The organism is Jiangella aurantiaca (assembly GCF_004349105.1).
GTDB lineage: Bacteria > Actinomycetota > Actinomycetes > Jiangellales > Jiangellaceae > Jiangella > Jiangella aurantiaca.
Window position 1 is genome coordinate 24131 of record NZ_SMLB01000046.1, and the last position, 25446, is coordinate 49576.

Consider the following 25446-nt stretch of genomic DNA (forward strand, 5'->3'; position numbering starts at 1 on the left):
CGCCGGGCGGGGACAATGGGTCGTGCCCTCCACCCTGCCCGACGGCTCGCCCGCGCCGGCTGACGGCGCGCTGCCGGCCATGGCGCTCGACGGCGTCGGCGGCCGGCCGTTCGGCGTGTACCTGCACGTGCCGTTCTGCACCACGCGGTGCGGCTACTGCGACTTCAACACGTACACGGCCGACGAGCTCGGCTCCGCGCCCGGCGCCTCGCGCACGTCCTGGGCCGACGGCGCCATCGCGGAGCTGCGGCTGGCCCGGCGGGTGCTCGGCGACGCCGACGTCCCGGTGTCGACGGTGTTCGTCGGCGGCGGCACGCCCACGCTGCTGCCGCCGGCCGACCTCGGCCGGGTGCTCCGCTTCGTCGACGACGAGTTCGGGCTGGCCGACGACGCCGAGGTGACCACGGAGGCCAACCCGGAATCCGTCGACGCCCGGTCGTTGGCGCAGCTGCGGGCGGCCGGCTTCACCCGGGTGTCCGTCGGCATGCAGAGCGCTCGCCCGCACGTGCTCGCCGTCCTCGACCGAGTGCACACTCCCGGCCGGCCGGCGCAGGTCGTCGCCGAGGCACACCGGGCCGGGTTCGAGCACGTCAGCGTCGACCTCATCTACGGCACGCCGGGCGAGTCCATGGACGACTGGCGGGCCAGCGTCGAGACCGCGATCGAGGCCGGGCCCGACCACGTCAGCGCCTACGCGCTCATCGTCGAGCCGGGCACGCGGCTGGCCGCCCGCATGGCCCGCGGCGAGCTGCCGCTGCCGGACGACGACGACCAGGCCGACAAGTACCTGCTGGCCGACTCGCTGCTGACGGAGGCCGGCTTCGACTGGTACGAGCTGTCCAACTGGGCGACGACGCCGGGCGCGCGCTGCGCCCACAACGAGCTGTACTGGACCGGCGCCGACTGGTGGGGCGCCGGACCGGGCGCGCACAGCCACGTCGGCGGGACCCGCTGGTGGAACGTCAAGCACCCGGCGGCCTGGGCGGCGCGGCTGGCGGCGGGGGAGAGCCCGGCCCATGCGCGCGAGATCCTCGACGCCGAGACGCGGCGGGTCGAGCGGGTGCTGCTGGAGGTCCGGCTGGGGGCCGGCCTCGACCTCTCCGTCCTCGACGACGACGGCCGGAAGGCGGCCTCCGAGGTCGTGGCGGACGGGCTGGCCGACCCCGGCGCGTACACCGACGGCCGGCTGGTACTCACGCGCCGCGGCCGCCTCCTCGCCGACGCCGTCGTCCGCGACCTGCTGCCCTGACGGTCGCCCGGCCGCTCAGGCCGAGCCGGGGTCCGTCACGAAGTCGATCAGCTCCTCGACCCGGCCGAGGAAGGCCGGCTCGAGGTCGGTGTAGGTCGTCACCGCACCGAGGATGCGCTCCCACGCCTCCCACGACTCCAGCTTCCAGCCGAGCCGGGCGATGACACCCTCCTTCCACGGCTCGCCCTTGGGCACGTCCGGCCAGGCCTTCAGCCCGAGCACCGACGGGCGGACCGCCTGCCACACGTCGATGTAGGGGTGGCCGACGATGAGGACGTCGCCGGCGTGCGGTCCGCCGCGGACCGCGTCGGCCAGGCGGCTCTCCTTGCTGCCGGCGACCAGGTGGTCGAGCATGACGCCGAGCCGCCGGCCAGGGCCCGGCTGGAACTCGGCGACGATGTCGGCGAGGTCGTCGGCGCCGCCCAGTTCCTCGACGACGACGCCCTCGACCCGCAGGTCGTGGCCCCACACCTTCTCGACCAGCTCGGCGTCGTGCTTGCCCTCGACGTAGATGCGGCTGGCCCGCGCGGTGCGCGCCCTGTGGTCGAGTACGGCGACGGAGCCGGATGCGGACACCATGCGGCCCATCTTCGCCGGCGCCGACGGGCGGACCAGCTCGACCGGCTTGCCGTCGATCCAGAACCCCGGTCCGAGCGGGAACGCGCGCCGCTTGCCGTGCCGGTCCTCCAAGATGACTCCATGCTTGTCGACCTCGACGACGGCGCCGACATACCCCGTCTGCACGTCCTCGACGACGAGCCCCGGCACGGCGGCCTCCTTCGTGCTGACCGCGCGCTTCGGGTGCGGGGAGTTCGTGAGGACGTCGCGGCCGTAGCGGTCGTCGAAGGGGCCCACGAGTCGTGACGGTAGCCGCTCGCCGGACGCGCGGACGGGAGCGACACGTGTCCGATATGGCAGGGGCCCCGCCGCGGACGCGACGAGGCCCCAGCTCTGGGCGGCGTGGGTGCGCCGGTCAGTGGATCATGACCGGGGCGGCCTCACCGTCGCCGTCGAGCTCGTCGAACGCCGCCTGCTCGGTGTCAGGGCTGGCGTTGACGGCGGCGAAGGCGATGGCCGCGGCCGCCACGAGGATGCCCACGGCCCACCAGATGGCGGTCCGGTATCCATCGACCATGCCCTCCAACTGCACCAGCTCCGGCGACGTCGCACCGCCGATGTTCGCGCTGATGTAGGTGGCGGTGGCGCTGGCGGCGATGGTGTTCAGCAGCGCCGTGCCGATGGCGCCGCCGACCTGCTGCGACGTGTTGATCATCGCCGACGCGATGCCGGCGTCACGCGGCTCGACGCCATACGTCGCCAGGCTCATGGCCGGCATGAACGTGGTGCCCAGGCCGATGCCCAGCAGGACCTGCGCCGGCAGCAGCAGAGCGACGTACGAGCTGTCGACCTGCATCTGGGTCAGCATCAGCATGCCGACGGCGGCGAGCAGCAGACCGGGCGTCATGAGGTAGCGCGCCGGGATCCGCGTCATCAGCCGGGTACCGATCTGGGTGGAGCCGATGATCATGCCCGCGACCATCGGCAGGAACGCGACGCCACTGCGGATCGGGCTGTAACCCTTGACCACCTGCATGTAGAACGTCAGGAACAGGAACAGGCCGAACATCGCGATGATGGCGAGGCCGAGCGAGAGGTAGACGCCCCCGCGGTTGCGCTCGAGGACGACTCGCAGCGGCAGCAGCGGAGCCTTCACCTTCCGCTCCACCAGGACGAACGAGACCAGCAGCACTCCGGTCAGGACGAACATCGCGACGGTTCCCGACTCGGTCCAGCTCTCGGACTCGGCGCGGGTGAAGCCGTAGACCAGCGCCACCAGGCCCAGCGTTCCCAGCAGCGTGCCCGGGATGTCGAGCGGGGAGCGGTTGCGGGTGCCCTCGGGCTCGTGGACCTGAGCGAGCGTGCCGAACACCGCGATAGCCGCGATCGGCAGGTTGACGAAGAACACCCAGCGCCAGTCCAGGTACTCGGTGAGCGCGCCGCCCAGGATCAGGCCGAGGGCCGCGCCGCCACCGGCGATGGCGCCGAAGATGCCGAACGCCTTGGCGCGCTCCTTTCCATCCGTGAACATGACGGCCAGGAGTGAGAGCGCCGCCGGCGCCATCAACGCTCCGAAGGCGCCCTGCAGGGCGCGCGAGGCATACAGCATGAGCTCGTTCACCGCCGCGCCACCGACGGCCGAGGCAGCGGCGAAGCCGAGCAGGCCGACCAGGAACGTGTTCTTACGGCCCCACATGTCGGCGATGCGACCACCGAGCAGCAGCAGCCCGCCGAAGGCCAGGGCGTACGCCGTGATGGCCCACTGCCGGTTGGCATCGGAGATGTCGAGGTCGGCTTGGACGGACGGAAGGGCGATGTTCACGATGGTGCCGTCGACCACGATCATCAGCTGGGCGATCGAGATGAACGCGAGCGCCCTCCAGCGTCTGGGGTCAGGCTGAGTTGTTTCAGGCATTACCAAGTCCAATCAAGTGAAGAGCAGGCATAGACAAGACGAACGGGCCGGGGGTTCTGTGACGTGATCAGGCCCGGTCGGCCTCGAAGTCCTCGAACCTCGCCGCCGTACCGCTCAGCTCCGAGCGGGCGGGGGCGCGGAGGCCGTCGATGAAGATCTGGAGGTGCCGGTGCATGTAGCGCTCGATGAGCGCACATTCGGTGCCGGCGACGGGACGGGTCAGCTGGGTGATCGCGACCATGAGATCACCGAGGCCGACGTCGGACCGGAGCTGACCGGACTGGCGCGCGTTGTCCATCAGCTGCTCGACGGCCGTCTCGAGCCGGATCCGGGCGTCGACGACGTGCGGATCGTCCTTGTCGAATCCTTCGTAGAGCATCGAGCACAGGGCGCCGACCCGCTCGTCGGCGGCGCGGTGGACGAACCGTCGCAGCGCCTCGAACGCGTCGGTCTCCTCGGCGAGCGCCGACTCGGCCTGCTCCGTGATGCGAGCCAGCGAGTACGACGCGACGACGTGGATGAGCTCGTGCCGGTCGGCGAAGTGCCGGTACAGCGTGGCGTTGCCCACGCCCGCGCGGTGTGCGATGGCGTCGAGTGGCACGGACGGGCCATGCTCGACGAACGCCTCGCGCGCCGCGGCGATGATGCGCTCACGGTTGCGGGTGGCGTCGACGCGAGCCGGCTGTGCCCTGCGCTCGGCTGTCGCCATGCCGCCCATGGTTCCCCCTTCGAGTCGTGCGGCGAAACGGAGATCTTCTCCCCGTTTTCCGAACCGGGGAGTGGGTCCCCGGTTCGGCTGGACGTGTGCTGAAACGGGGAACGCATCCCCGGTTATTTCCGGCGCTGGATGTGACCTGCGTCACATTCGATCGTCGCGGCCTCGGCGACGCGGCCACGAACCACCTTCGCGGCACGCCACCCAGGACGGCAACCGGTTTTCCAGCACGTTCGCAACCTACGCGCCGCCACCGACAAAGTCGGCGAACCCACGACGTCATGATCATGTGCGTTCGCGGCGTGTCAGCGACCGCCAGGGAACATGATCACGGAAACGTATGAACGCAGGACCAACGCCACCTGACACGGGTGTGCCCGCTCTTCCCCCGTCCCCCTGATAGCTGCCCGTTCTTAGGCCGGGGACGCGCGGGTCAAGCGGATCCTCGTCGGCGCGAAGCGCCCATTCGGTCCGCTTGAGGCGCGCGTTCGCGGCAAGACAATCGGGCAGCAGGGGAACGGCCAACATGAGGGAACCCGGCCGACCTCACGGCCAACGCCGCCGACGGTCGTCTGGCGCCGAGCACCACAGCCACCTGACCTGCGCGGAAAGACGGAACGACCTGAAACCACGTAGAATTGGCACTTGCAAGGGTCGAGTGCCAGAGTGCGGCGGGAGGTGTGCCCGGTTGTCCGTCGATGACCGCAAGCTCGAGGTCCTCCGGGCCATCGTCGAGGACTACGTCGCCACCCAGGAGCCGGTCGGGTCGAAGGCCCTGGTCGATCGCCACCATCTCGGTGTGTCACCGGCCACCATCCGCAACGACATGGCGGCGCTCGAGGACGACGGGTACATCGCCCAGCCGCACACCAGCGCCGGCCGGGTGCCCACCGACAAGGGGTACCGGCTGTTCGTCGACCGGTTGTCCACGGTGAAGCCGCTGTCGTCGGCGGAGCGGCGGGCCATCCAGACGTTCCTCGACGGCGCGGTCGACCTCGACGACGTCGTGTCGCGGACGGTGCGGCTGCTGGCGCAGCTGACCCGTCAGGCGGCCGTCGTGCAGTACCCGTCGCTGAGCCGGTCCACCGTGCGGCACGTCGAGCTGGTCATGCTGGCGCCGGCGCGGGTGCTGGTGGTGCTCATCACCGACACCGGCCGGGTCGAGCAGCGCATCGTCGACCTTCCGGCCGACGCCGACGACGCGCTGGTCGGTGAGCTGCGGGCCCGCATCAACGCCGTCGCCGTCGGTCAGGACTTCGCCGCGGTCGAGACGCGGGTGGCCGAGCTGAGTGAGCGGTTCGGTCCCGAGGACCGCGCCACTGTCGCCGCCGTCACGGGCACGCTTGTCAGCACGCTCATCGAGCGGCACGAGGATCGGGTCGCCGTCGCCGGGACGGGCAACCTCGCGCGTTACGGGCAGGAGTTCGACCACGAGCTCGAGCCGCTGCTGTCGGCGCTGGAGGAGCACGTCGTGCTGCTGCGGCTGCTCGGCGAGGCCACCAGCCCCACCCCGGTCCGGGTCCGCATCGGCAGCGAGAACGCGCAGAGCGGGCTGCTGGCCACGTCCGTCGTCACCTCGGGCTACGGGCCGGGTGAGCTGGCCCTGGCTAGCATGGGGGTGGTCGGGCCGACGCGCATGGACTATCCCGGCACCATCGCGGCCGTCGGCGCCGTTGCTCGTTATGTCAGCAAGATTCTCGCGGCTCACTAGGGAAGACACAGGGTGCCCACCACCGACTACTACGAAGTTCTCGGCGTGCCGAAGAACGCCTCCAGCGAGGAGATCAAGAAGGCCTACCGCCGCCTCGCCCGTCAGCTGCACCCCGACGTCAATCCCGATCCCGCCACGCAGGAGCGGTTCAAGGAGGTCGTGACGGCCTACGAGGTCCTCAACGACCCCCGCAAACGGGAGATGTACGACCTCGGCGCCGACCCGCTGGCCAGCGGCGGCGGCGCGGGCGGCAACTTCGGCGGCGCGTTCTCCTTCACCGACATCATGGACGCGTTCTTCGGCGGGACGAACGCGCGCGGCCCGCGCAGCCGGGTCCGCCGCGGCCAGGACGCCCTGGTCCAGCTGAAGATCGAGCTGGCCGACGCCGTGTTCGGCGCGACCCGCGAGCTGCAGGTCGACACCGCCGTGGTCTGCCAGGTCTGCAACGGCGAGGGCACCGCGAAGGGCGCCACCCGGGTCACCTGCCCGACCTGTCAGGGGCAGGGCGAGGTCAGCCAGGTGCAGCGCTCGTTCCTCGGCCAGGTCATGACGACCCGCCCGTGTCCTGCCTGCCAGGGCTTCGGCACCATCAACCCGAACCCGTGCGTGGAGTGCTCCGGCGACGGCCGGGTCCGCACCCGCCGCACGCTCAGCATCAAGATCCCGGCGGGCGTCGACAACGGCACCCGCATCCAGCTGACCGGCCAGGGCGAGGTCGGCCCCGGCGGCGGCCCGGCCGGCGACCTCTACGTCGAGCTGGCCGTCACGCCGCACCCGGTGTTCAGCCGCAACGGCGACAACCTGCACTGCACGCTGCAGCTGCCGATGACGGCCGCCGCACTCGGCACCACCGTCGGGCTCGAGACCTTCGACGGCCCGACGACGGTCGAGGTGCGGGCCGGCGCCCAGCACGGCGAGGTCATCAAGCTCGGCGCCCGCGGCGTCCCGAAGCTGCGCGGCACCGGCCGCGGCGACCTGCTCATCCACCTCGAGGTGCAGACGCCCACGAAGCTCGACCCCCGGCAGGAGGAGCTGCTGCGCGAGCTGGCCGGGCTGCGCGGCGAGGAGCGGGTCGAGGGCCCCGGCGCCGCCGGCGGCAACGGCAACTTCTTCACCCGGATCCGCGACGCCTTCAAGGAAGGCCTGAACTGACCGCACCGGTGTTCCTCGCCGACGCCGCGGCCCTGCGCGCGTCGGACGTCGTCGTCCTCGACGGCGACGAGGGCCGGCACGCCGCCGTGGTCCGCCGCATATCACCCGGCGAGACCGTCGAGCTCACCGACGGCGCCGGGCAGCTCGCCCGCTGCGTCGTCGTCGCGGCGTCGAAACAGGGCCTCACCTGCGAAGTCACCGACCGCGTCGACGTGCCGGAGCCGCGGCCGCGGGTGGTCGTCGCCCAGGCGATCCCCAAGGGCGACCGCGGCGAGACCGCCGTCGAGACGATGACCGAGGTGGGCGTCGACGAGATCCTGCCCTGGTCGGCGCAGAGGTGCATGGTCCGCTGGACCGGCGAGCGCGGCGACAAGGCGCTGCGCCGCTGGCGGTCGACGGTGCGCGAGGCGGCCAAGCAGGCCCGCCGCGCCTGGCTCCCGTCCGTCGGTGATGTGGTCACGACGCACGCGCTCGCCGCCCGGGCCGGCACCGCCGCGCTCACAGTCGTGCTGCACCAGGAGGCCACCGAGCCGCTCGGCGCCCTCGACCTCCCCACCGACGGCGACATCCTGCTGGTCGTGGGCCCCGAGGGCGGGGTGGCGCCGGACGAGCTGGACCAGCTGGCAGCCGCCGGCGCCGTCGTCGCCCGGCTCGGCCCGACCGTGCTGCGGACCTCGACCGCCGGCACCGTCGCCGCCGGGATCATGCTGGCCAGGACCGCCCGCTGGGCCTGACCGCTGGTCCCCTTTCCTTGTGAGACTCGCCGCCCGTTTGGGATCTTGCGGTCGGCCCTGGCTACTCCACGGTGAACGTGCGGGAGTCGCTCATCGGTCGTCGGCCTTCGCCGCTGGACGGGTCACTCTCGCTCATGACGATCTCGTACGTCCCCGGCTCGAGGTCAAGCTCCATCTCGAACCGCGCGAACTCGCAGCAGGTCTCCGCCGTCGTGAACCCGGAGTCGACCACTTCGCCGTCGCGGCGCAGCTCCCACAGGACGTTCGCCTCGAACACCGCGGCCTCGCCGCTGAACGTCACCGGGCTGGGCACCGTCGCGCCCTCGGCCGGGTCGTTGAGCTGCACCAGCTGGCGGACCTCCAGCGGGTCGGCCCGTACGACCGGCTCGCTGACGTCGGCGCCGCCGAACAACTCGCCGGCCGGAGCGCCGTCGATGGTGATGCGGACCGGCAACGAGCCGTCCTGACCGGCGTCCGCCGCCGCGGCCGTCGCGGTGTAGACCAGTTGCTGGACGGCGAGGTCGGGGTGCTCGAGGGCCGACGGGTCGTCCTCGGCCGGATCACTGAGGTCGATGGTGATCGCGTCGGCGGTGACCTCGGCCGACTGCACGTTCACGCCACCCCACCACAGCGTCGTGTAGTCCGGGTCGGTCGGCAGCACCTTCAGCATCTCGTCGACCGCCGCCCAGACGGACGACGAGTTCGTCTCGACGGTGTGGAACTCACGCACCAGCCGGAGCCCGTCGCCGGAGTCGGCCACGTAGTAGACCGGCACCGTCAGCGTCTGCGCCGGCGGGGCGGTCTCGGTACCCGGCGGCGACGACGGCGCCGACGTCTCCGTGGGCGTCTCGCTCGGCGACCCGGACGGCGACCGAGACGTCTCCGTCGCCACGGGCGTGTCGTCGTCGCTGCCGTCCAGGAGGATCACGCCGCCGACGATCACCGCCGCGGCCAGGGCCGTCGCCCCCGCCAGTCCGAGTACCACGGGTCGTCGCCACATCGGGACCACCGCCGTCCTCCTCCTGATCCGTGCCAAGCCGTCCGGGGCCGGCTGCACCCGCTCGGCGGCGCGGTGCATGGCGTCGTGGAGTTGCTGCTCCTCCGGCGGCCAGTTCTCCGGCGTGCTCACCGCGGCCTCCTCACGACCAGTCCGCCATCGCCTCGCGCAGGCCGGCCAGCCCACGCGAGGCGTGGCTCTTGACGGCGCCGCTGCTGATCTTCATCGCGTTGGCGATCTCGGACTCCGAGAGACCGCCGTAGTAGCGCAGGACGAGCGCCTCGCGCTGCCGGTCGGGCAGCCCGCGCAGCGCCTCGACGACGGCGTCCGCGGCGGCGCCGCCGACAGCGACCTGCTCGGCGCTGGGAGCGTGGCCCGGCGCCTCCTCCGGATGGCGGGCGGCCACGCCGCGCCGGCGCTGCACCGAGCGGCAGCCGTGCACCACGGAGGTGCGCAGGTACGCGACCGCGGCGGCCGGCTCGCGCAGCCGTCGCCAGCGGCGGTGCAGGGCCACGAACGCGTCCTGGACGACCTCCTCGGCGACGGCCTCGCTGCCCTGGAGCAACGTGGCCAGCCGCACGAGGCGGACATAGTGCGCCGCGTACAGGTCCGTGATCGCTTCGTCGGCCGCGGACCCGGTCCTGTCTTGCACCACATACCCCTACTGACGCGTTACCGGCCGTGCCGGTTTACCGATGCGCGCCCAACCGTAGGGTATGGCGGCGGCGATCTTCAGCCGAATGTTGTCACCTGACGTCGCTGCCGGTGACGAGGTCGGGGTTGGCCGCCAGGAACGCGTCCATGTCGTCCTCGGTGAGCGCGGTCCACAGCTGGTCGGCGCGCTCCTGGTCGTAGACGACGATGCTCTGCGATCCGGCCGTGCCGGTGCCGTCGGTGGGCACCGTCAGGAACGTCATGTCGTCGGCGCGCAAGTTCCGCATAGACAGCGCGAGGTCGACCATGCCGAACGCGCTGAGCTCCTCGTCGACCCGGGCGGCCTGGCCGATGGCGCCGGCAACGCCGTTGACCTTGCCGGGGTCGGTGAGGGTGCCGGACGAGATCAGCTCGTTCATCAGCGCGCGGAGGAAGTTCTGCTGCCGCTTGACGCGGTCGAAGTCGCCGCCGGGCAGGTCCTTGCGGTCGCGGACGTACTGCAGCGCCTGCTCGCCGGTGAGCGTGTGGGTACCGGCGGGGAGCGGCTCGTCGGAGTCGGCGAGCGGCGTCGGCTCGTCGAAGGTGAGCGTGACCCCGCCCAGCTCGTCGGTGAGCGCCTCGAACCCGTTCCAGTCGATGAGCGCGAGGTGGTCGACACGGATGCCGGTGAGCTCCTCGAGGGTCTGCACGAACAGCGCCGGCCCGCCGAAGGAGTACGCCGCGTTGATCTTGTTCCGGCCGTGGCCCGGGATGTCGATCCAGGTGTCGCGCGGGATCGAGACCAGGTAGCCGCGGTCGCGGTCGGCCGGGAAGTGCGCCAGCATGATGGTGTCGGTGCGGGCCGCGCCCGGCTCGTAGACGTCGACCTTGTCCGCGCCGTCCAGGCCGCCCAGCAGGAACGTGAGGCTGTCGCCGGGCAGCTCCGCCGGGCGCGCGGTCTCGGGGATGTCGAACGCGTCGGGGATGCGCTCGATGTTCGACGACAGCCGGTTGACGAAGTAGAACGCCACCCCGGCCACCGCCAGCACGAGCACCAGCAGCGTCGCCAGCACGCCGATCAGGATGCGGCGGTTGCGACGGCGCCGGCGCCGGCGGTCGTCCGGCACGGTCGCCGGGGCCGGGTCGGACTGCTGCTCGTCCAGCGGGTTCAGCATGACTCCAGAGAGTACGGTCAGGCGGCGACAGCGACGATGAGGACACCCCGCCTGCCGGTGGATCCCCCCACCTCATGATGACGCCCGGAGGGCCGAACTGGTTGCAGCCTACGGCGGGATCTTCCGCCGGTGGCCTACCATCCCTGCTACCCGAACCACCGGAGGCACGAGTGACCCGCGACGCGGACTGCCTGTTCTGCAAGATCGCCGGCGGCGAGATCCCGGCCGACGTCGTGCGCGAGAACGAGCGCACGCTCGCGTTCCGCGACATCTCCCCGCAGGCGCCGACCCACGTGCTGGTGGTGCCGCGCGACCACCACCGCGACGTCGCATCGCTCGCGGCCGCCGAACCGGACACGCTGGCCGAGCTGGTCCGGACGGCCGCCGACGTCGCCGCCGACGAGGGAATCGACGCGTACCGGCTGGTGTTCAACACAGGAGAGCAGGCCGGTCAGTCGGTGTTCCACGTGCACGTACACGTGCTGGGTGGACGCGCGATGACCTGGCCGCCCGGTTGAGCCGGCGTCGTTATTCCGAATGACTTGTCAGCCCCCACGGGTAGCATTCAAGGCAACCGGCGAACAGCGAGATCGAGACGGGAAGTAGGCGTGAGAGGCCCAGCGGGGCCGCCCATGACGAAGACAGAACAGGCCGAACAGCAGGCCGCCCAGCACACCATCGTCGTGCCCACGAGCATCTCCATGGTGAGTCTGCTCGGCTCGGGCGACGAGCTCATCAAGGTCGTCGAGTCGTCGTTCCCCGACGTCGACATCCACGTGCGCGGCAACCAGATCACGATGACCGGCCGACCGGCCGAGATCTCCGAGGCTGAGGGCGTCATCGACGAGATGGTCGCCGTGCTGCGCACCGGGCAGGGCATGACGCCCGAGGCCGTCGAGCGCACGGTGGCGATGCTGCGCGCCCGCACTGGCGAGCGGCCGGCCGAGGTGCTCACCGCCAACATCCTGTCCAGCCGCGGGCGCACCATCCGGCCGAAGACGCTGAACCAGAAGCGCTACGTCGACGCCATCGACAAGCACACCGTCGTCTTCGGCATCGGCCCGGCCGGTACCGGCAAGACGTACCTCGCGGTCGCCAAGGCCGTGCAGGCGCTGCAGGCCAAGCAGGTCAGCCGCATCCTGCTCACCCGTCCGGCCATCGAGGCGGGCGAGCGGCTGGGCTTCCTGCCCGGCACGCTGTCGGAGAAGATCGACCCGTACCTGCGGCCGCTGTACGACGCGCTGCACGACATGATGGACCCGGCCTCGATCCCGCGGCTGATGACCGAGGGCACCATCGAGGTCGCGCCGCTGGCGTACATGCGCGGGCGCACGCTGAACGACGCGTTCGTCATCCTCGACGAGGCGCAGAACACCTCCGCCGAGCAGATGAAGATGTTCCTCACCCGGCTCGGCTTCGGCTCGAAGATGGTCGTCACCGGCGACGTCACCCAGGTCGACCTCCCGGCCGGCACCACCAGCGGGCTGCGCGTGGTCGAAGGCATCCTCGACGGCATCGACGACGTCCACTTCTGCCGGCTGAACAGCCGCGACGTCGTCCGGCACCGACTGGTGGGCGAGATCGTCGAGGCATACACCCGCTACGACGCCGCGCAGGAGGCGGCACAGGGCAACGGGCGGTCGCGCGTTCCCGGCCGGCGCCCGTGACCATCGAGGTCAACAACGAGTCCGGGTTCGAGGTCGACGAGAAGACACTGTCCGACCTCGCCCGGTTCGTCCTCGACCACCAGCGCATCCACCCGCTCGCCGAGCTGGCCGTCCTGCTGGTCGACACCGAGACGATGGAACAGCTGCACGTGCAGTGGATGGACGAGCCCGGCCCCACCGACGTGCTGTCGTTCCCGATGGACGAGCTGCGACCGACTCCCGACGACGCCGAGCCCGAGCCCGGCCTGCTCGGCGACGTCGTGCTCTGCCCCGACGTCGCCGCCACACAGGCCAAGGCGGCCGGTCACAGCACAGAGGACGAGTTGCAGCTACTGACCACGCACGGCATCCTCCACCTCCTCGGCTACGATCACGCCGAGCCTGAGGAGGAGAAGGAGATGTTCGGGCTGCAGAAGCAGCTGCTGACCGACTGGCGGAGCGCGCGAGGAGGCGGCCGCTGATGTTCGCCTCACCGCTGCCCGGCGCCTCCCTGGCACTGGCCGCGGAAACGTCCACCACGGCCGGTGGCGCGTCCACCGTCTGGCTGCTGGTCTCGGCGGCGGTGCTGGTGGTCGTCGCGATGCTGTTCGCGATGTCCGAGGCGGCACTGACCACCATCTCGCGCACCCGCGCCGAGGAGCTGCACCGCACCGGCCGCCGCGGCTCCGCCGCCCTGGTGCGGGTCGCCTCCGACCCCGTCCCGGCGCTGAACACCGCGCTGCTTCTGCGCATGGCTTGCGAGGTCGCCGCGGTCGTCATGGTCGCGGTGGCGTGCGAGGAGTACTTCGACCCGTGGTGGCAGACGCTGCTGGTGGCTGCCGGCAGCATGGTCGTCGTGTCGTTCGTCGTCATCGGCGTCGCGCCGCGCACGCTGGGCCGGCAGCACGCCGAGGGCGTCGCGCTGGCCTTCGCCGGCCTGCTGCTCGGCGTCACCCGGGTGCTCGGCCCGATCCCGAGACTGCTCATCCTGCTGGGCAACGCGCTCACCCCGGGCAAGGGCTTCCGCGAGGGGCCGTTCGCGACGGAGGCGGAGCTGCGCGAGCTGGTCGACCTCGCCGAGGCCGGCCGCATCATCGAGTCCGGCGAGCGGCAGATGATCCACTCGGTGTTCGAGCTGGGCGACACCGTGGTCCGCGAGGTCATGGTGCCGCGCACCGACGTCGTGTTCATCGAGGCGCAGAAAACCCTGCGGCAGTTCCAGTCGCTGGCGCTGCGCAGCGGGTTCAGCCGCATCCCGGCGGTCGGCCCGGGCGGTCTCGACGACATCGTCGGCATCGCCTATCTCAAGGACATCGCCCGCCGGCTCTACGACAACCGCGACGCCGAGTCCGTCGAGCGGGTCGAGTCGGTGCTCCGGCCGGCGTTCTTCGTGCCCGACTCCAAGCCGGCCGACGACCTGCTGCGCGAGATGCAGGCCCAGCGCATCCACGTCGCCGTCGTCGTCGACGAGTACGGCGGCACCGCCGGCCTCGTCACCATCGAGGACATCCTCGAGGAGATCGTCGGCGAGATCACCGACGAGTACGACGCCGACGAGGACGGCGTCGAGACCCTCGACCACGGCGTCGTCCGGGTCAGCTCCCGGCTGCACATCGACGACCTCGGCGAGCTCTTCGGGCTGGAGCTGTCCGACGACGACGTCGACACCGTCGGCGGTCTCATGGCCAAGCAGCTGGGCCGGGTCCCGATCGCCGGCGCCGAGGTCGACGTCGCCGGCCTTCACCTCGTCGCGGAGGGACCGGCGGGCCGGCGCAACCGCATCGGAACCGTCCGGGTGAGCCGGCTCGTTCAGGTCAACGACAACGAGCCGCACGAGGAGCATGCGTGAGCGACGCGCTAGACCCCGAGGACGCGAAGATCCTGACTCTGGCCCGGTCCGCCCGGGCGCGCACCGGCGCGCCCAGCGGCGCGGCGGTCCGCGACGCCGACGGCCGCACCTACGCCGCCGCGGACGTGTCGCTGCCCTCGTTGCGCCTCACCGCGCTGCAGCTGGCCGTCGCGTCGGCGGTGTCCAGCGGGGCCACGGGGCTCGAGGCGGCCGCGGTGGTCACCGCCGGCGACCCCCGCGACATCGACACGGTCGTGGTGTCGGAGTTCGGCGGACCGGGTATACCGGTCTACGTCGCTGGTCCCGACGGCACGCCGATCACGGCGCTGCGTTCGTAGCCATCAGCATCCGAGTGCGCTAACGTGCGGCCGTTCGAGTCCGGCACACCAGGCGCTCCCGGAGTGCGGCGCTGCCCGCGCGTGACCCTCCGAAGCGACCGACCGAGACGGAGAGACGAATGAACTTCTGCAGCAACTGCGGGGCGCCGGCCACCGGGTCGGCGTACTGCGGTCAATGCGGCGCCCCCATGACGGCGGCAGCCGCGGCCGCCGCGCCCCAGCGCGCCGGTGGCGAGCCCGGGGCGCAGCCGCCGGGCGGACCGCTCGGCACCAGCGCGCCGGGCGCCGCGCGCAACCCGTTCGCGGACATCCCCGCGCTGGACTACGCCCGCGACATCGTGGCGCTGGTGCTCCTGCTCGTCTCGTTCGGCATGCCGTGGGACCTGCTCGACACGGTCACCGGCAAGGTCTACGTCATCCTGGTGACGCTGCTGTCGGTCATCTCCCTGGCGCTGCCGTACCTCAAGCGCGGCGGCGTGCTGCCGGCGTCGTGGGGGACCGCGGAGCTGCGGCTGGCCCGGCTGGCCGCCAACGCGCCGTACGTCGTGGTCGTGCTGATCACGCTGGTGCTCGGCTACGTCGGCGAGAACGGCGGCGACGGCGTGGGCGTCGGCATCGCGTTCGGTCTGGCCGGCGCTCTGCTCGCGGCGCAGGGCCGCGAGGCCGAGCAGACCCCGTCCGGCGACGGCCCGCTGTGGCGGTGGATCACGCTGGGCATCGGCGCGCTGTTCGCGCTGCTGACCGTCATCAGCCTCGTGACGTTCCTAGTTGACGACGCCGACGTGCTCGAGTGGGAGCAGGTCACCTACCTCGTCGTCGCGATGTTGTTCTACCTGGCGCTGGCGGCGCTGCCGCTGTGGGGCGTGTTCCGCGGCGACGCCGCCTGGCGCGACGTGCTCCTGGTGCTCGGCCTCGTGGCGCTCTTCGTGGCGGTCTGGCAGCTCGGCGCCGACGAGACGATGGCCGACGCGTGGAGCCTCAGCACGTTCGGCCCGAAGCTGATCCTCGTCCCGGCCATCTCGGTCGCGGCGGCGGCGCCCGGACTGCGGCCGCGCTACACGCACAGGGCCGGCGCCGGCCACTGGTCCGCGGTCGGCATCCGGATGCTCGAGCTGGTCATGCTGGCCGCCGGGGCCGGGGTCGTCTTCTACGTCCTGCAGATCATCGGCACCGACGAGGGCCGCGGCGTCGCCATCGTCGTCCTGGTGCTCATGCTGATCCTGGTGCTCGCCGCGCTGGTCGGCCGCAACGCTCAGGCGCGCGACGGCAACGCCGGCCGGGCCATCGCGGTCGTGGCCGGTGGGGTGCTCATCCTGCTGGGCATCGTCATCGCCGCCATCCTCGGCGCCGCCGACGAGACCATCGTGGCGGCCGAGGACGCCACCATCCTCAGCCTGCTCTGGTGGGTCGGTGTGGCGCTGTTCGTGGTGCTGACGGCGCCGCCGTCGGTGCGCTCCGAGTACGGCCCGATCGGCGCCAACCAGCTCAGCCTCGGCAGCATGCTGCCGGGCAACGGTCCCGGCACGTCGACGTCGACTCCGCCGCCCGCGGGCGGCGGAGTGGTGACCGGCGCTGCCGCGGCGGCCGCCGGTGCCGCTGCGACGCGCCCGGCCGAGTCGAAGGCCGAGGCGGCGGAGACGGAGGCGGCCGCCAAGGCCGAGGCGGCGGAGGCCGAGGCGGCCGCCAAGGCCGAGGCGGCGGAGACCGAGGCGGCCGCCGAGGCCGAGGCTGACGAAGCGAAGGCGGAGGCCGCCGAGGCGAAGGGCGCCGCCGAGGCGAAGGGAGCCGCCGAGGTGCCGGCCAGCCCGGCGGTGCCCGCCGAGGAGCCCGCGACGGCCGCCGGCGAGGAGGAGGGTCTGGTCGGCGAGGCCAAGCCCGGCCCGGTCGGCGGCTTGGCCGTCGACCAGCCGAGCGCCGACGACACCGCCACCCGCGTCGACCAGCCGCGGGTCGAGCCGGCCACCCGGGTCGACCAGCCGGCCGTCACCGACGCCGGCGGGTTCGACGCCCGCACGGCGCTCGACCCGAACACGCCGCTGCAGACGCTGGCCGACATCGCCGCACAGGAGCCGGGGCTGCGCAAGTACGTCGCCGCCAACCCCTCGACCTATCCGGAGCTGCTGACCTGGCTGAGCCAGCTCGGCGACCCGGAGATCGACGAGGCGCTGCGCCGACGCGGCAGCTGACGTGACGCACGCCCACGCCGGCCGGGGTCAGTGCCCCGGCCGGCGTCGGCGTGTGTGTGCAGCCGGCCGGCTACCGGCGGTCCAGCACCACGGCGAGGGCGTCGGCGGCGGCCGCGCGCACGCCCGTCAGCCCGGCGCCGTCGGCCAGGGCACCGAGCACCGCGCCGTCGACCACCGCCACGACCATGTGCGGCGGCACGTCGGCCGCCAGCCCGGAGCGGTCCAGCACCGCCGCCACGCACTCGCGTGCCGCGGCGTTGGTGCGCCGGGCGGCCGCCGCGAACAGCGGCTCGCGGGCGGCCAGCACGTACCGCTCGTACCACGCGACCAGCGGGCCGTACTCGTCCGGCGTCAGCAGGGTGACGATCATCCGGGCCACTGCGGCGGTGCCACGGCGGCGGGCCGGTAGCGCCTCGACGGCGGCGGACATGCGCGCGACGTCGTCGTCGGCGAGGGCCTCGACGGCGGCCCGCCGCAATTCCGTCAGGTCGGCGAAGTAGTACGTCGTGGCGCCGAGGGGCACCCCGGCGTGCCCTGCGACGGCGCGATGCCCGACCGCCTCCAGTCCGCCGCTCTGCAACAGATCGGCCGCGGCGCGGACCAGGGCGGTGCGCCGCTGTTCGCCCTTCGCCGTGGCCATCAGTGCGCCGCTCCGCCGGCGAGGTTCAGCAGGATCACCCCGCACACGATGAGCCCGATCGCGGCGATGCGCAAGAACGTCGACGGGTCGTCCATGAACAGCATGCCGACGATGGCCGTGCCGGCCGCGCCGATGCCGGTCCAGACGGCGTACGCCGTGCCGACCGGCAGTTCGCGCAGGCCCAGACCGAGCAGCATCATGCTCACCGTCACCGAGACGGCGAAGCTCAGCGTCGGCCAGGGCCGGCTGAACCCCTGCGACTCCTTGAGCGAGACCGCGAAGGCCGTCTCGAACAGCCCGCCGACGATCACGTAGAGCCACGCCACAGTGTCCTCCTCACCACCCGACTTCATGTACGACTGTACCAGAAAACTAGTACGGACGTACAACTCGGCCCGGCGGCGGCACCGAAGGTGGGAGACTCGACACGTGATCGGTGACTACGAGGGCTTCCGCTCCGGCTTCGCCTGCTTCGTCGGGCGGCCCAACGCGGGTAAGTCGACCCTGACAAACGCGGTGGTCGGCGAGAAGATCGCGATCATCTCGACCCGGCCGCAGACCACCCGGCACGCCATCCGCGGCATCGTGCACCGGCCGGACGGCCAGCTGGTCATCGTCGATACCCCCGGACTGCACCGGCCTCGGACGCTGCTGGGTCAGCGGCTCAACGACCTCGTCCGCACCACATGGGCGGAGGTCGACGCCATCGGCCTGTGCGTCCCGGCCAACGAGGACATCGGGCCGGGCGACCGGTTCATCGCCGGCGAGCTGGCCGCCCTGACACGCACGCCGAAGCTGGCCGTCGTCACGAAGACCGACCTCGTGAGCGCCGGCCGGCTGGCCGAGCAGCTCACCGCCGTCGCCGCGCTCGGCGCCGAGACCGGCATCGAGTGGGCCGACGTCGTCCCCGTCTCCGCGACTTCAGGGGACCGGGTCGGGCTGCTCACCGAGCTGCTGCTGGCCCAGTTGCCCGAAGGGCCGCCGCTGTACCCCGACGGCGAGCTCACCGACGAGCCGGAGGAGACGCTGATCGCGGAGCTGGTCCGCGAGGCGGCGCTCGAGGGCGTCCGCGACGAGTTGCCGCACTCGATCGCCGTCGTGGTCGAGGAGATGATCCCGCGCGAGGACCGCCCGGCCGACCGGCCGCTGCTGGACATCCACGCCAACCTCTACGTCGAGCGCGACAGCCAGAAGGCGATCGTCATCGGGCGGAAGGGGTCGCGCCTGCGCGAGGTCGGGACGAAGGCGCGGACGCAGATCGAGCGGCTGCTCGGCACCCCGGTCTACCTGGACCTTCACGTCAAGGTCGCCAAGGACTGGCAGCGCGATCCCAAGCAACTGGGAAAGCTCGGCTTCTGAGGGTGCTAGAGTCTGTGCTCGTGCGGCGCTTCAGCCTCCTGCTTACCTGCCGCGATGGGGTCCGCTAGACCGGCTCCCTCATCGCGGTGAGTTCGCGCTGCCGGTCGCGCTTGTCCGACCACTGAGCAGGAGCCTTTTCCATCATGAACGCCTCTGACGTCACGCGATCCTGGCCGCCCGTACAACAGCCGTCCGGAATGCCCGCCCAGCGCTACCGGCCGTTCCACGAGCAGATCGTCGTCGACCTCCCCAACCGCACCTGGCCCACGAAGCGCATCACCACCGCACCTCAGTGGTGCGCCGTCGACCTGCGCGACGGCAACCAGGCGCTCATCGACCCGATGAACGCCGAGCGCAAGATGCGCATGTTCCAGCTGCTGGTGAAGATGGGCTACAAGGAGATCGAGGTCGGCTTCCCGGCTGCCAGCCAGACCGACTTCGACTTCGTCCGCGAGCTGATCGAGGGCGAGCACATCCCCGACGACGTCGTCATCCAGGTGCTGACGCAGTGCCGCGACCACCTCATCGAGCGGACTTTCCAGTCGCTGGTCGGCGCGAAGCAGGCCATCGTGCACCTCTACAACTCGACGTCGATCCTGCAGCGCCGTGTCGTGTTCGGGCTGGACCGCGACGGCATCACCGACATCGCGACGTCGGGGGCGCGGTCGGCGCAGAAGTACGCCGAGGCGATCACTCCGGACACCGAGATCTACTGGGAGTACTCGCCGGAGTCCTACACCGGCACCGAGCTGGACTACGCGGCGGAGATCTGCGGCGCCGTCGCCGACGTGCTGCAGCCGACGCCAGACCGCCGGATGATCGTCAACCTGCCGGCGACGGTCGAGATGGCGACGCCGAACGTGTACGCCGACTCCATCGAGTGGATGAACCGCAACCTGCCGCACCGCGAATCGATGATCCTGTCGCTGCACCCGCACAACGACCGTGGGACGGCGGTCGCGGCGGCCGAGCTCGGGCTGATGGCCGGCGCCGACCGCGTCGAGGGGTGCCTGTTCGGCAACGGTGAGCGCACCGGCAACGTCGACCTCGTCACGCTGGGCATGAACCTGTTCACGCAGGGCATCGACCCGCAGATCGACTTCGGCGACATCGACGAGATCCGCCGCACGGTCGAGTACTGCAACCAGCTGCCGGTACCCGAGCGCCACCCGTGGGGCGGAGATCTCGTCTACACCGCGTTCTCCGGCAGCCACCAGGACGCCATCAAGAAGGGCTTCGAGGCGCTGGAGCGCGACGCCAAGGACGCCGGCGTCGCCGTCGAGGACCACGTGTGGGAGGTCCCGTACCTGCCGGTCGACCCGAAGGACGTCGGCCGCACGTACGAGGCGGTCATCCGGGTGAACTCGCAGTCCGGCAAGGGCGGCGTCGCCTACGTCATGAAGACCGAGCACCAGCTCGACCTCCCGCGCCGGCTGCAGATCGAGTTCTCCGGCGTCGTCCAGGGCCTCACCGACGGCGAGGGCGGCGAGATCGACCCCGCGCGCATGGGCGAGGTGTTCCGCGCCGAGTACCTCGAGCGCACGACGCCGCTGGCGCTGAACTCGGTGCACACGTCGTCAGCGGCGGGGGAGCGCGACGCCCTCGAGGTCGCGGTGTACGTCGACGCGGTGCGGCAGGTGCTGCACGGCACCGGCGACGGCCCGATCGACGCGTTCACCGACGCGCTGCGCGGCATCGGCCACGACGTCAGGGTCCTCGACTACGCCGAGCACGCGCTCTCGTCCGGCGCCGACGCCAAGGCGGCCGCCTACCTCGAGTGCTCGGTCGGCGGCGAGGTGTACTGGGGCGTCGGCATCGACCCGAACATCGTCACGGCCTCGCTCAAGGCGATCGTCAGCGCCGTCAACCGGTCCGTCGCGCACTCTTGACAGCACCAGAGGTATAGACCATCGTCTTCGCTCTCCGGATCGATCATCCCCCGATGCCGAGGAGCTCACGATGGCCAGCTGGACCCGCAACCTGGCCGTCACCGCCGGCGCCACCGCGCTGGTCGTGACGGGGAACGTCGCCTCCCACCTGCTGGCGGCGGAGCCTGACGCGGCTCCGGCCGACGACGCCCTGGCCGCCGACCTCGACGCGATCCTCACCGATCCGCGGCTGGACGGCGGCCAGGCGTCGGTCGTCGTGCGCGACGCCGCGACCGGCGAGACGCTCTACGAGCACGACGGCGACCAGCGGCTGATGCCGGCGTCGAACGAGAAGCTGCTGACGTCCGCGGTCGCGCTGGACGTGCTCGGGCCCGACTACACGTTCGCCACCACCGTCGCCACCACGGGGCAGCGGACCGGCCCGATCCTGCGCGGCGACGTGTACCTGCGCGGCACCGGCGACCCGACGCTGCTGGCGTCGGACTACGCGGAGCTGGCGAAGCACCTGGCCGACGACGGCGTCCGCGTGGTCTCCGGGCGGGTGCTGGCCGACGACAGCTGGTTCGACGACGTCCGGCTCGGCAACGACTGGGCCTGGGACGACGAGCCGTACTACTACGCGGCGCCGGTGTCAGCGCTCACTGTCGCGCCGGACACCGACTACGACGCCGGCACCGTCATCGTGAACGTCGACCCGGCCGCGGCGCCCGGCGCACCCGCCGTCGTCACCCTGACCCCACACACCGACGCCGTCACCATCGTCAACGAAGCCACGACCGGGGCGGCCGGCAGCGGCAACGACGTCTCCGTCGAGCGCGAGCACGGCGGCGACCGCATCGTCGTCTCCGGCACCGTCGCGGCGGGCGGCAGCGGCGCCAGCGAGTGGGCCAGCGTCTGGGAGCCCACGGACTACGCCACCGACGTGTTCGTCAAGGCCTTGGCCGACGCGGGGGTGCGGGTCACCGGCGGGAGCGGCCGCGGCGTCACCCCGTCCGGCGCGACCGTCGTCGCCGAGCACGAGTCGATGCCGCTGAGCGACCTGCTGGTGCCGTTCCTCAAACTCAGCAACAACGGCCACGCCGAGGTGCTGATCAAGGCGATGGGCCGCGAGATCTCCGGCGCCGGCACCTGGGCCGCCGGCCTGGCCGTGCTGCGCGCCGAGCTGCCGCGTTACGGCGTCGACACCGCCACCGTCGCGAACCGGGACGGCTCCGGGCTGTCGCGGCGCAACCTGATCCCGGCCGCCGAGCTGGCCGACCTGCTGGTCGCCGCGCAGGACCGGCCCTGGTTCGACGCCTGGTACGAGGCGCTGCCGATCGCCGGCGTGTCCGACCGGATGGTCGGCGGGACGCTGCGCTCGCGGATGCGCGGCACGCCGGCCGCCGGCAACGTGCACGCGAAGACCGGCTCGCTGACCGGCGCGTCCTCACTGTCGGGCTACGTCGACGACGCCGACGGCCGGCGGCTGGTCTTCTCGATCGTGTTCAACGACCACCTCAGCGGCAAGCCGAGCGACCTGGAGGACCACATCGCCGTCCGGCTGGCCGCGCACACCGAGGACGGGGCGGCGCGGCTCACGACCGCCGACGTGCCCTCCGTCGACCTGCCCGACGACGTCGAGTGCTCCTGGGTCAAGGCGTGCTGACCGCCGCCCAAGCGGTCGCGCAGGTGGTTACCGCGGGGTGACTCGGGCACGTTGAAGTGCCGTCTTCCGCTGGTCGCGCAGGCGTCCGACGATGACGGAGTGAGCATCGCCTTCGCAGACCTCCGGCCCGACTTCGAGCAGATCCTCGGCGACATCGTCTACGCCACCATGACCACGGTCGACAGGCAGCACCGGCCGCGCTCGCGGGTGCTGATCGCCGTCTGGGAGGTGGTCGACGACGCACCGCTGGGCTGGCTGGCGACGTTCCCGACGCCGGTCAAGGTCGAGCACCTGGCTGCCAACCCGCATGCGACGTTCTCCTACTGGAGCGCCGCCCAGAACGCCGTCGCCATCGACACCGTCGCGACCTGGGTCGACGACGCCGCCGTGAACCGCCGGGTGTGGCGGCTGTACGAGCAGGGCAGCCCGGCCGGCGTCGGCTACCCGCCGGGCCGGTTCTGGCGGTCGCCTGAGCACCCGTCGTTCGGCGTCCTGCGGCTGGAGCCGTACCGCGTCCAGGTGCTCCGCGCGCAGGATCTCGCCGCTGGCCGTCCGTCCCGCATCTGGACCCCGGAGCCGGACGCACTCGGCCGGCACCCCGTCAGCGATCGTCAGTAGGGCGGCGCTCGATCGGTGACGCTGGCCGGGCCCCTGGGCTCGGGTGGTCCCTCGTACCGAAGGCCGGTGGGGCCGGTCCATCGGGTGGTGCCGTCGGGTGCTCGTTGGACGGTCCAGTGGCCGTGGTGTTTGAGCAGGTGGTGCGTTTCGCACAGCGGTTGGAGGTTCGCCGCGGAGGTGGTGCCGCCGGCGGTGAATGCGACCACGTGGTCGATGTCGCAGCTGCGGGCCGGTCGGTGGCAGCCCGGCGCCCTGCAGGTCCGGTCCCGGGCGGTGATGAACTCGGCCAGTGCCGTGGTGGGCCGATACTTCGTGCGGCCGAGATCGAGCAGCTGTCCGGTGCCGTCTGTGCGCAACCACGTCCATACACCTTCGGCGGCGAGGGTGCGGGCGACGTGGGCGGGGATGGGTCCGTAGCCCTCCAGCTCGCCCGGTTCGTCGCCCAGCCCGGCGAGGGTGGCGAACGGGACGGTGACGTGCACGCTGATCGGCCGCCGCGCGGGTCGGCCGGTGGCGGGAGCCTCGCCCGCGGTGGCGCCGCCGATGCCGCCGGTGGCGCCGTCGGCGCAGCCGGTGAGGAAGGCCCAGCCCAGGTCGGCGAGGGCGTCGGCGCGGCGCTGGTCTCTGGTCCGCGCCGCGCGCCCGGCGGCGGCGTCGGCGCGTTTGGCATCGGCGGCAGCGGCGTTCAGGGCGGTGTCCAGCGCGGTGGCGTCCTCAGCCGGCAGCCGCGCCTCCAGGTGCGCCATCCCGTCCGACGCGGGCGTCACGCACACGTAGCGGCGCTCCCGCGCGGCGCGGTTGCGGTCGGCGGTCTCCACCGGCGCCAGCTCGTGCAGCAACTGCTTGATCAGCTTCCGCAGCGCCACCGAGTCCAGGAACGGCGCGTCCGGCAGCACCGCCGCCTCCACCCGCACCCGCACATCGGGGTCCTGGCCGCCGAGCTCGTCGGTGATCACCCGGGCGCGCCGCAGATCGATCACCCCGGTCGAGAGGGCGGCGTGGGTGTCGGGGAAGTCGGTGACCAGTTGCACGCCGTGCCCGACCTGGTTCTCCGCCTGCCGGGTCGTCAACCGGCAGCATCCGGCGATCTCCACCGCGGTGTTGGTGATCGGGTTCACCGACCGGTACCCGGTGTGGTCCGGGCGCATCTCCGGCCGCGACGCCAGCTCCGCCAGCACGGCCGCCTCGCCGGCGGCGACCCACGCGGCCTGTCGCGCGAACGCGGCCTGGGCCTCGACCAGCACGCGCGCAGAAGCCCGCGTCGGGTCGAACCGGCCCAGCAAGGCGGCCAGCTCCGGCCCGGCCGGCACCTGGTCGAAGCCGGCGATCATCGGCACCGACCCGCCGGTGCACAGCTCCCGCAGCAGCACCGGATCGATCTCCGCGACCGGGTCGAACGGGTCCACCGGCATCCAGTCACCGAGCCGCGGATGCCACGCCACCAGCTGCCCCATCACCGGGTCGACACCCGGCGACGGAGCAGCCTGTAGCGGTTCTTCGAACATGCACACCACCCTACCGGCGCCCACCGACAAGATCAACTCAGCGGGGTCGGTCGTGCCAGGCGTCCTCCGCGGCCTCATCATCCTGGTCGCCGTCGTGTCGCTGGGCCACGGGCTGCTGGACTGACGGTGGCACGGACTAAGGTAGAGGCGACGTGAGCGCAGGTCAGGAGGTCGCGTGCCGCTCTATCGTGACGAGGGGGTCGTGCTGCGCACCCAGAAGCTGGGCGAGGCCGACCGCATCGTCACGCTGCTCACCAGGAACAACGGCCGCATCCGCACCGTCGCCAAGGGCGTACGGCGCACCACCAGCCGGTTCGGTGCGCGGCTCGAGCCGTTCATGCACGTCGACTGCCAGTTCGCCACCGGGCGCACGCTCGACATCGTCACGCAGGCCGAGACCATCGCGCCGTACGGCATGAGCATCACCGACGACTACGGCCGCTACACCGCCGGCACCGCGATGCTCGAGACCGCCGAGCGGCTCACCGCCGAGGAACGCGAGCCCGCCGTCCAGCAGTACCTGCTGCTGGTGGGCGCGCTGCGGACCCTGGCCGGCGCCGCGCACGACCCCGGCCTGGTGCTCGACGCGTTCCTGTTGCGCGGGCTGTCCGTCGCCGGGTTCGCGCCCAGCTTCGCCGACTGCGCTCGCTGCGACGCCCGGGGGCCGCACCGGCTGTTCTCCGTCCAGGCCGGTGGCATGGTGTGCGGGTCGTGCCGCCCGGCCGGCACCGTCGCGCCGTCCGGCGACACCGTCGCGCTGCTGGCGGCGCTGCTCAGCGGCGACTGGCCGGTCGCCGACGCCAGCGCGCCGCGGGCCCGGCGCGAGGCCAGCGGCATCACCGCGGCGTTCCTGCAGTGGCACCTCGAACGTGGGCTGCGCTCGCTCGGCCTGGTGGAACGGTGAAGCGCACCTACACCCCTGTCTCTTATAC

At 72.0% G+C, this 25446-nt stretch carries 25 protein-coding genes; 16 read left to right on the plus strand and 9 right to left on the minus strand.

The window, feature by feature from the left end:
- Positions 1-22: 22 nt before the first annotated feature.
- Positions 23-1249 carry a radical SAM family heme chaperone HemW gene (hemW, locus tag E1262_RS23915; RefSeq protein ID WP_132106341.1) on the plus strand — a complete coding sequence of 409 codons (1227 nt, stop codon included), beginning with the start codon at positions 23-25 and terminating at the stop codon, positions 1247-1249.
- A 15-nt stretch (positions 1250-1264) separates the two neighbouring features.
- Here the strand turns inward: hemW and E1262_RS23920 are convergent, their stop codons facing one another.
- The 3 genes from E1262_RS23920 to E1262_RS23930 form a co-directional block, all read right to left on the minus strand.
- Entirely contained in the window at positions 1265-2104 is an 840-nt protein-coding gene (locus E1262_RS23920) for a DUF3097 domain-containing protein (RefSeq protein ID WP_132106343.1), read from the minus strand.
- Positions 2105-2222: 118 nt separating this feature from the next.
- Positions 2223-3722 (minus strand): MFS transporter, encoded by a 1500-nt coding sequence (locus E1262_RS23925; RefSeq protein ID WP_132106345.1) that lies wholly within the window; start codon positions 3720-3722, stop codon positions 2223-2225.
- A gap of 67 nt (positions 3723-3789) precedes the next feature.
- A complete protein-coding gene (locus E1262_RS23930; RefSeq protein WP_132106347.1) occupies positions 3790-4440 on the minus strand; it encodes a TetR/AcrR family transcriptional regulator in 651 nt (216 codons plus the stop codon).
- A 685-nt stretch (positions 4441-5125) separates the two neighbouring features.
- Here E1262_RS23930 and hrcA point away from each other — a divergent pair.
- The 3 genes from hrcA to E1262_RS23945 are packed head-to-tail and all read left to right on the plus strand — an operon-like array spanning position 5126 to position 8034.
- Positions 5126-6148, plus strand: coding sequence for a heat-inducible transcriptional repressor HrcA (hrcA, locus tag E1262_RS23935; RefSeq protein WP_238993032.1), 1023 nt, complete (start codon positions 5126-5128; stop codon positions 6146-6148).
- Positions 6149-6160: 12 nt separating this feature from the next.
- Positions 6161-7300 carry a molecular chaperone DnaJ gene (gene dnaJ / locus E1262_RS23940; protein ID WP_132106351.1) on the plus strand — a complete coding sequence of 380 codons (1140 nt, stop codon included), beginning with the start codon at positions 6161-6163 and terminating at the stop codon, positions 7298-7300.
- A gap of 8 nt (positions 7301-7308) precedes the next feature.
- Positions 7309-8034: a 16S rRNA (uracil(1498)-N(3))-methyltransferase gene (locus tag E1262_RS23945; protein WP_203454311.1), complete on the plus strand. Its 726-nt coding sequence runs from the start codon at positions 7309-7311 to the stop codon at positions 8032-8034.
- 61 nt (positions 8035-8095) lie between these two features.
- Here the strand turns inward: E1262_RS23945 and E1262_RS23950 are convergent, their stop codons facing one another.
- The 3 genes from E1262_RS23950 to E1262_RS23960 form a co-directional block, all read right to left on the minus strand.
- Positions 8096-9163, minus strand: coding sequence for a Gmad2 immunoglobulin-like domain-containing protein (locus E1262_RS23950; protein ID WP_132106353.1), 1068 nt, complete (start codon positions 9161-9163; stop codon positions 8096-8098).
- A 10-nt stretch (positions 9164-9173) separates the two neighbouring features.
- A complete protein-coding gene (locus E1262_RS23955) occupies positions 9174-9683 on the minus strand; it encodes a SigE family RNA polymerase sigma factor (RefSeq protein ID WP_203454313.1) in 510 nt (169 codons plus the stop codon).
- Between the two features lie 94 nt (positions 9684-9777).
- Positions 9778-10839, minus strand: a complete 1062-nt coding sequence (locus E1262_RS23960) for an LCP family protein (protein ID WP_132106355.1) — start codon at positions 10837-10839, stop codon at positions 9778-9780.
- A gap of 170 nt (positions 10840-11009) precedes the next feature.
- Here E1262_RS23960 and E1262_RS23965 point away from each other — a divergent pair, with 170 nt between their 5' ends.
- From E1262_RS23965 to E1262_RS23990, 6 genes are all read left to right on the plus strand, one after another.
- A complete protein-coding gene (locus tag E1262_RS23965; protein ID WP_238993033.1) occupies positions 11010-11357 on the plus strand; it encodes a histidine triad nucleotide-binding protein in 348 nt (115 codons plus the stop codon).
- Between the two features lie 114 nt (positions 11358-11471).
- Positions 11472-12506 (plus strand): PhoH family protein, encoded by a 1035-nt coding sequence (locus E1262_RS23970; RefSeq protein ID WP_132106357.1) that lies wholly within the window; start codon positions 11472-11474, stop codon positions 12504-12506.
- The gene (ybeY, locus tag E1262_RS23975) at positions 12503-12967 is read left to right on the plus strand and encodes an rRNA maturation RNase YbeY (RefSeq protein ID WP_132106359.1); all 465 of its coding nucleotides are present in this window, start codon (positions 12503-12505) and stop codon (positions 12965-12967) included. The genes E1262_RS23970 and ybeY overlap by 4 nt, the downstream gene beginning before the upstream one ends.
- Positions 12967-14334 carry a hemolysin family protein gene (locus tag E1262_RS23980; protein WP_132106361.1) on the plus strand — a complete coding sequence of 456 codons (1368 nt, stop codon included), beginning with the start codon at positions 12967-12969 and terminating at the stop codon, positions 14332-14334. Before ybeY ends, E1262_RS23980 begins: the two co-directional genes overlap by 1 nt.
- Positions 14331-14672 (plus strand): cytidine deaminase, encoded by a 342-nt coding sequence (locus E1262_RS23985; RefSeq protein WP_132106363.1) that lies wholly within the window; start codon positions 14331-14333, stop codon positions 14670-14672. The genes E1262_RS23980 and E1262_RS23985 overlap by 4 nt, the downstream gene beginning before the upstream one ends.
- Positions 14673-14860: 188 nt before the next feature.
- Positions 14861-16858, plus strand: coding sequence for a DUF7937 domain-containing protein (locus E1262_RS23990; protein ID WP_132106365.1), 1998 nt, complete (start codon positions 14861-14863; stop codon positions 16856-16858).
- A gap of 70 nt (positions 16859-16928) precedes the next feature.
- Here E1262_RS23990 and E1262_RS23995 read toward each other — a convergent pair whose 3' ends face one another.
- Both E1262_RS23995 and E1262_RS24000 read right to left on the minus strand, forming a co-directional pair.
- Positions 16929-17498, minus strand: a complete 570-nt coding sequence (locus E1262_RS23995; protein ID WP_132106367.1) for a TetR/AcrR family transcriptional regulator — start codon at positions 17496-17498, stop codon at positions 16929-16931.
- A complete protein-coding gene (locus E1262_RS24000; RefSeq protein ID WP_132106369.1) occupies positions 17498-17824 on the minus strand; it encodes a DMT family transporter in 327 nt (108 codons plus the stop codon). Before E1262_RS24000 ends, E1262_RS23995 begins: the two co-directional genes overlap by 1 nt.
- A gap of 103 nt (positions 17825-17927) precedes the next feature.
- Between E1262_RS24000 and era the strand changes: the two genes are divergently transcribed.
- The 4 genes from era (at position 17928) to E1262_RS24020 (ending at position 23009) form a co-directional block, all read left to right on the plus strand.
- Positions 17928-18857 (plus strand): GTPase Era, encoded by a 930-nt coding sequence (era, locus tag E1262_RS24005; protein WP_238993035.1) that lies wholly within the window; start codon positions 17928-17930, stop codon positions 18855-18857.
- A gap of 143 nt (positions 18858-19000) precedes the next feature.
- Positions 19001-20746, plus strand: coding sequence for a 2-isopropylmalate synthase (gene leuA, locus E1262_RS24010; RefSeq protein ID WP_132106373.1), 1746 nt, complete (start codon positions 19001-19003; stop codon positions 20744-20746).
- A gap of 70 nt (positions 20747-20816) precedes the next feature.
- Positions 20817-22391, plus strand: coding sequence for a D-alanyl-D-alanine carboxypeptidase/D-alanyl-D-alanine endopeptidase (gene dacB / locus E1262_RS24015; RefSeq protein WP_132106375.1), 1575 nt, complete (start codon positions 20817-20819; stop codon positions 22389-22391).
- 99 nt (positions 22392-22490) lie between these two features.
- A complete protein-coding gene (locus E1262_RS24020; RefSeq protein ID WP_132106377.1) occupies positions 22491-23009 on the plus strand; it encodes a pyridoxamine 5'-phosphate oxidase family protein in 519 nt (172 codons plus the stop codon).
- Here the strand turns inward: E1262_RS24020 and E1262_RS24025 are convergent.
- Complete coding sequence (locus E1262_RS24025; RefSeq protein WP_162606049.1) at positions 23003-24514, minus strand: HNH endonuclease signature motif containing protein; 1512 nt, start codon at positions 24512-24514, stop codon at positions 23003-23005. The genes E1262_RS24020 and E1262_RS24025 overlap by 7 nt on opposite strands.
- Between E1262_RS24025 and E1262_RS31830 the strand changes: the two genes are divergently transcribed.
- On the plus strand, positions 24513-24638 hold the full coding sequence (locus tag E1262_RS31830; protein ID WP_275261808.1) for a hypothetical protein: 126 nt from the start codon (positions 24513-24515) through the stop codon (positions 24636-24638). The two genes, E1262_RS24025 and E1262_RS31830, sit on opposite strands and share 2 nt — an antisense overlap.
- 51 nt (positions 24639-24689) lie before the next feature.
- Positions 24690-25418, plus strand: a complete 729-nt coding sequence (gene recO / locus E1262_RS24030) for a DNA repair protein RecO (RefSeq protein ID WP_132106381.1) — start codon at positions 24690-24692, stop codon at positions 25416-25418.
- The last annotated feature ends 28 nt before the right edge of the window (positions 25419-25446 follow it).

Coding starts and splice junctions, on each gene's coding strand:
- leuA (WP_132106373.1), top strand. CDS start 19,001: ATGAACGCCTCTGACGTCACGCGATCCTGGCCGCCCGTACAACAGCCG.
- E1262_RS24025 (WP_162606049.1), bottom strand. CDS start 24,514: ATGTTCGAAGAACCGCTACAGGCTGCTCCGTCGCCGGGTGTCGACCCG.
- E1262_RS23925 (WP_132106345.1), bottom strand. CDS start 3,722: ATGCCTGAAACAACTCAGCCTGACCCCAGACGCTGGAGGGCGCTCGCG.
- E1262_RS31830 (WP_275261808.1), top strand. CDS start 24,513: ATGCACACCACCCTACCGGCGCCCACCGACAAGATCAACTCAGCGGGG.
- E1262_RS23990 (WP_132106365.1), top strand. CDS start 14,861: ATGACGGCGGCAGCCGCGGCCGCCGCGCCCCAGCGCGCCGGTGGCGAG.
- E1262_RS23960 (WP_132106355.1), bottom strand. CDS start 10,839: ATGCTGAACCCGCTGGACGAGCAGCAGTCCGACCCGGCCCCGGCGACC.
- E1262_RS23980 (WP_132106361.1), top strand. CDS start 12,967: ATGTTCGCCTCACCGCTGCCCGGCGCCTCCCTGGCACTGGCCGCGGAA.
- E1262_RS23995 (WP_132106367.1), bottom strand. CDS start 17,498: ATGGCCACGGCGAAGGGCGAACAGCGGCGCACCGCCCTGGTCCGCGCC.
- E1262_RS23930 (WP_132106347.1), bottom strand. CDS start 4,440: ATGGGCGGCATGGCGACAGCCGAGCGCAGGGCACAGCCGGCTCGCGTC.
- E1262_RS23970 (WP_132106357.1), top strand. CDS start 11,472: ATGACGAAGACAGAACAGGCCGAACAGCAGGCCGCCCAGCACACCATC.
- dacB (WP_132106375.1), top strand. CDS start 20,817: ATGGCCAGCTGGACCCGCAACCTGGCCGTCACCGCCGGCGCCACCGCG.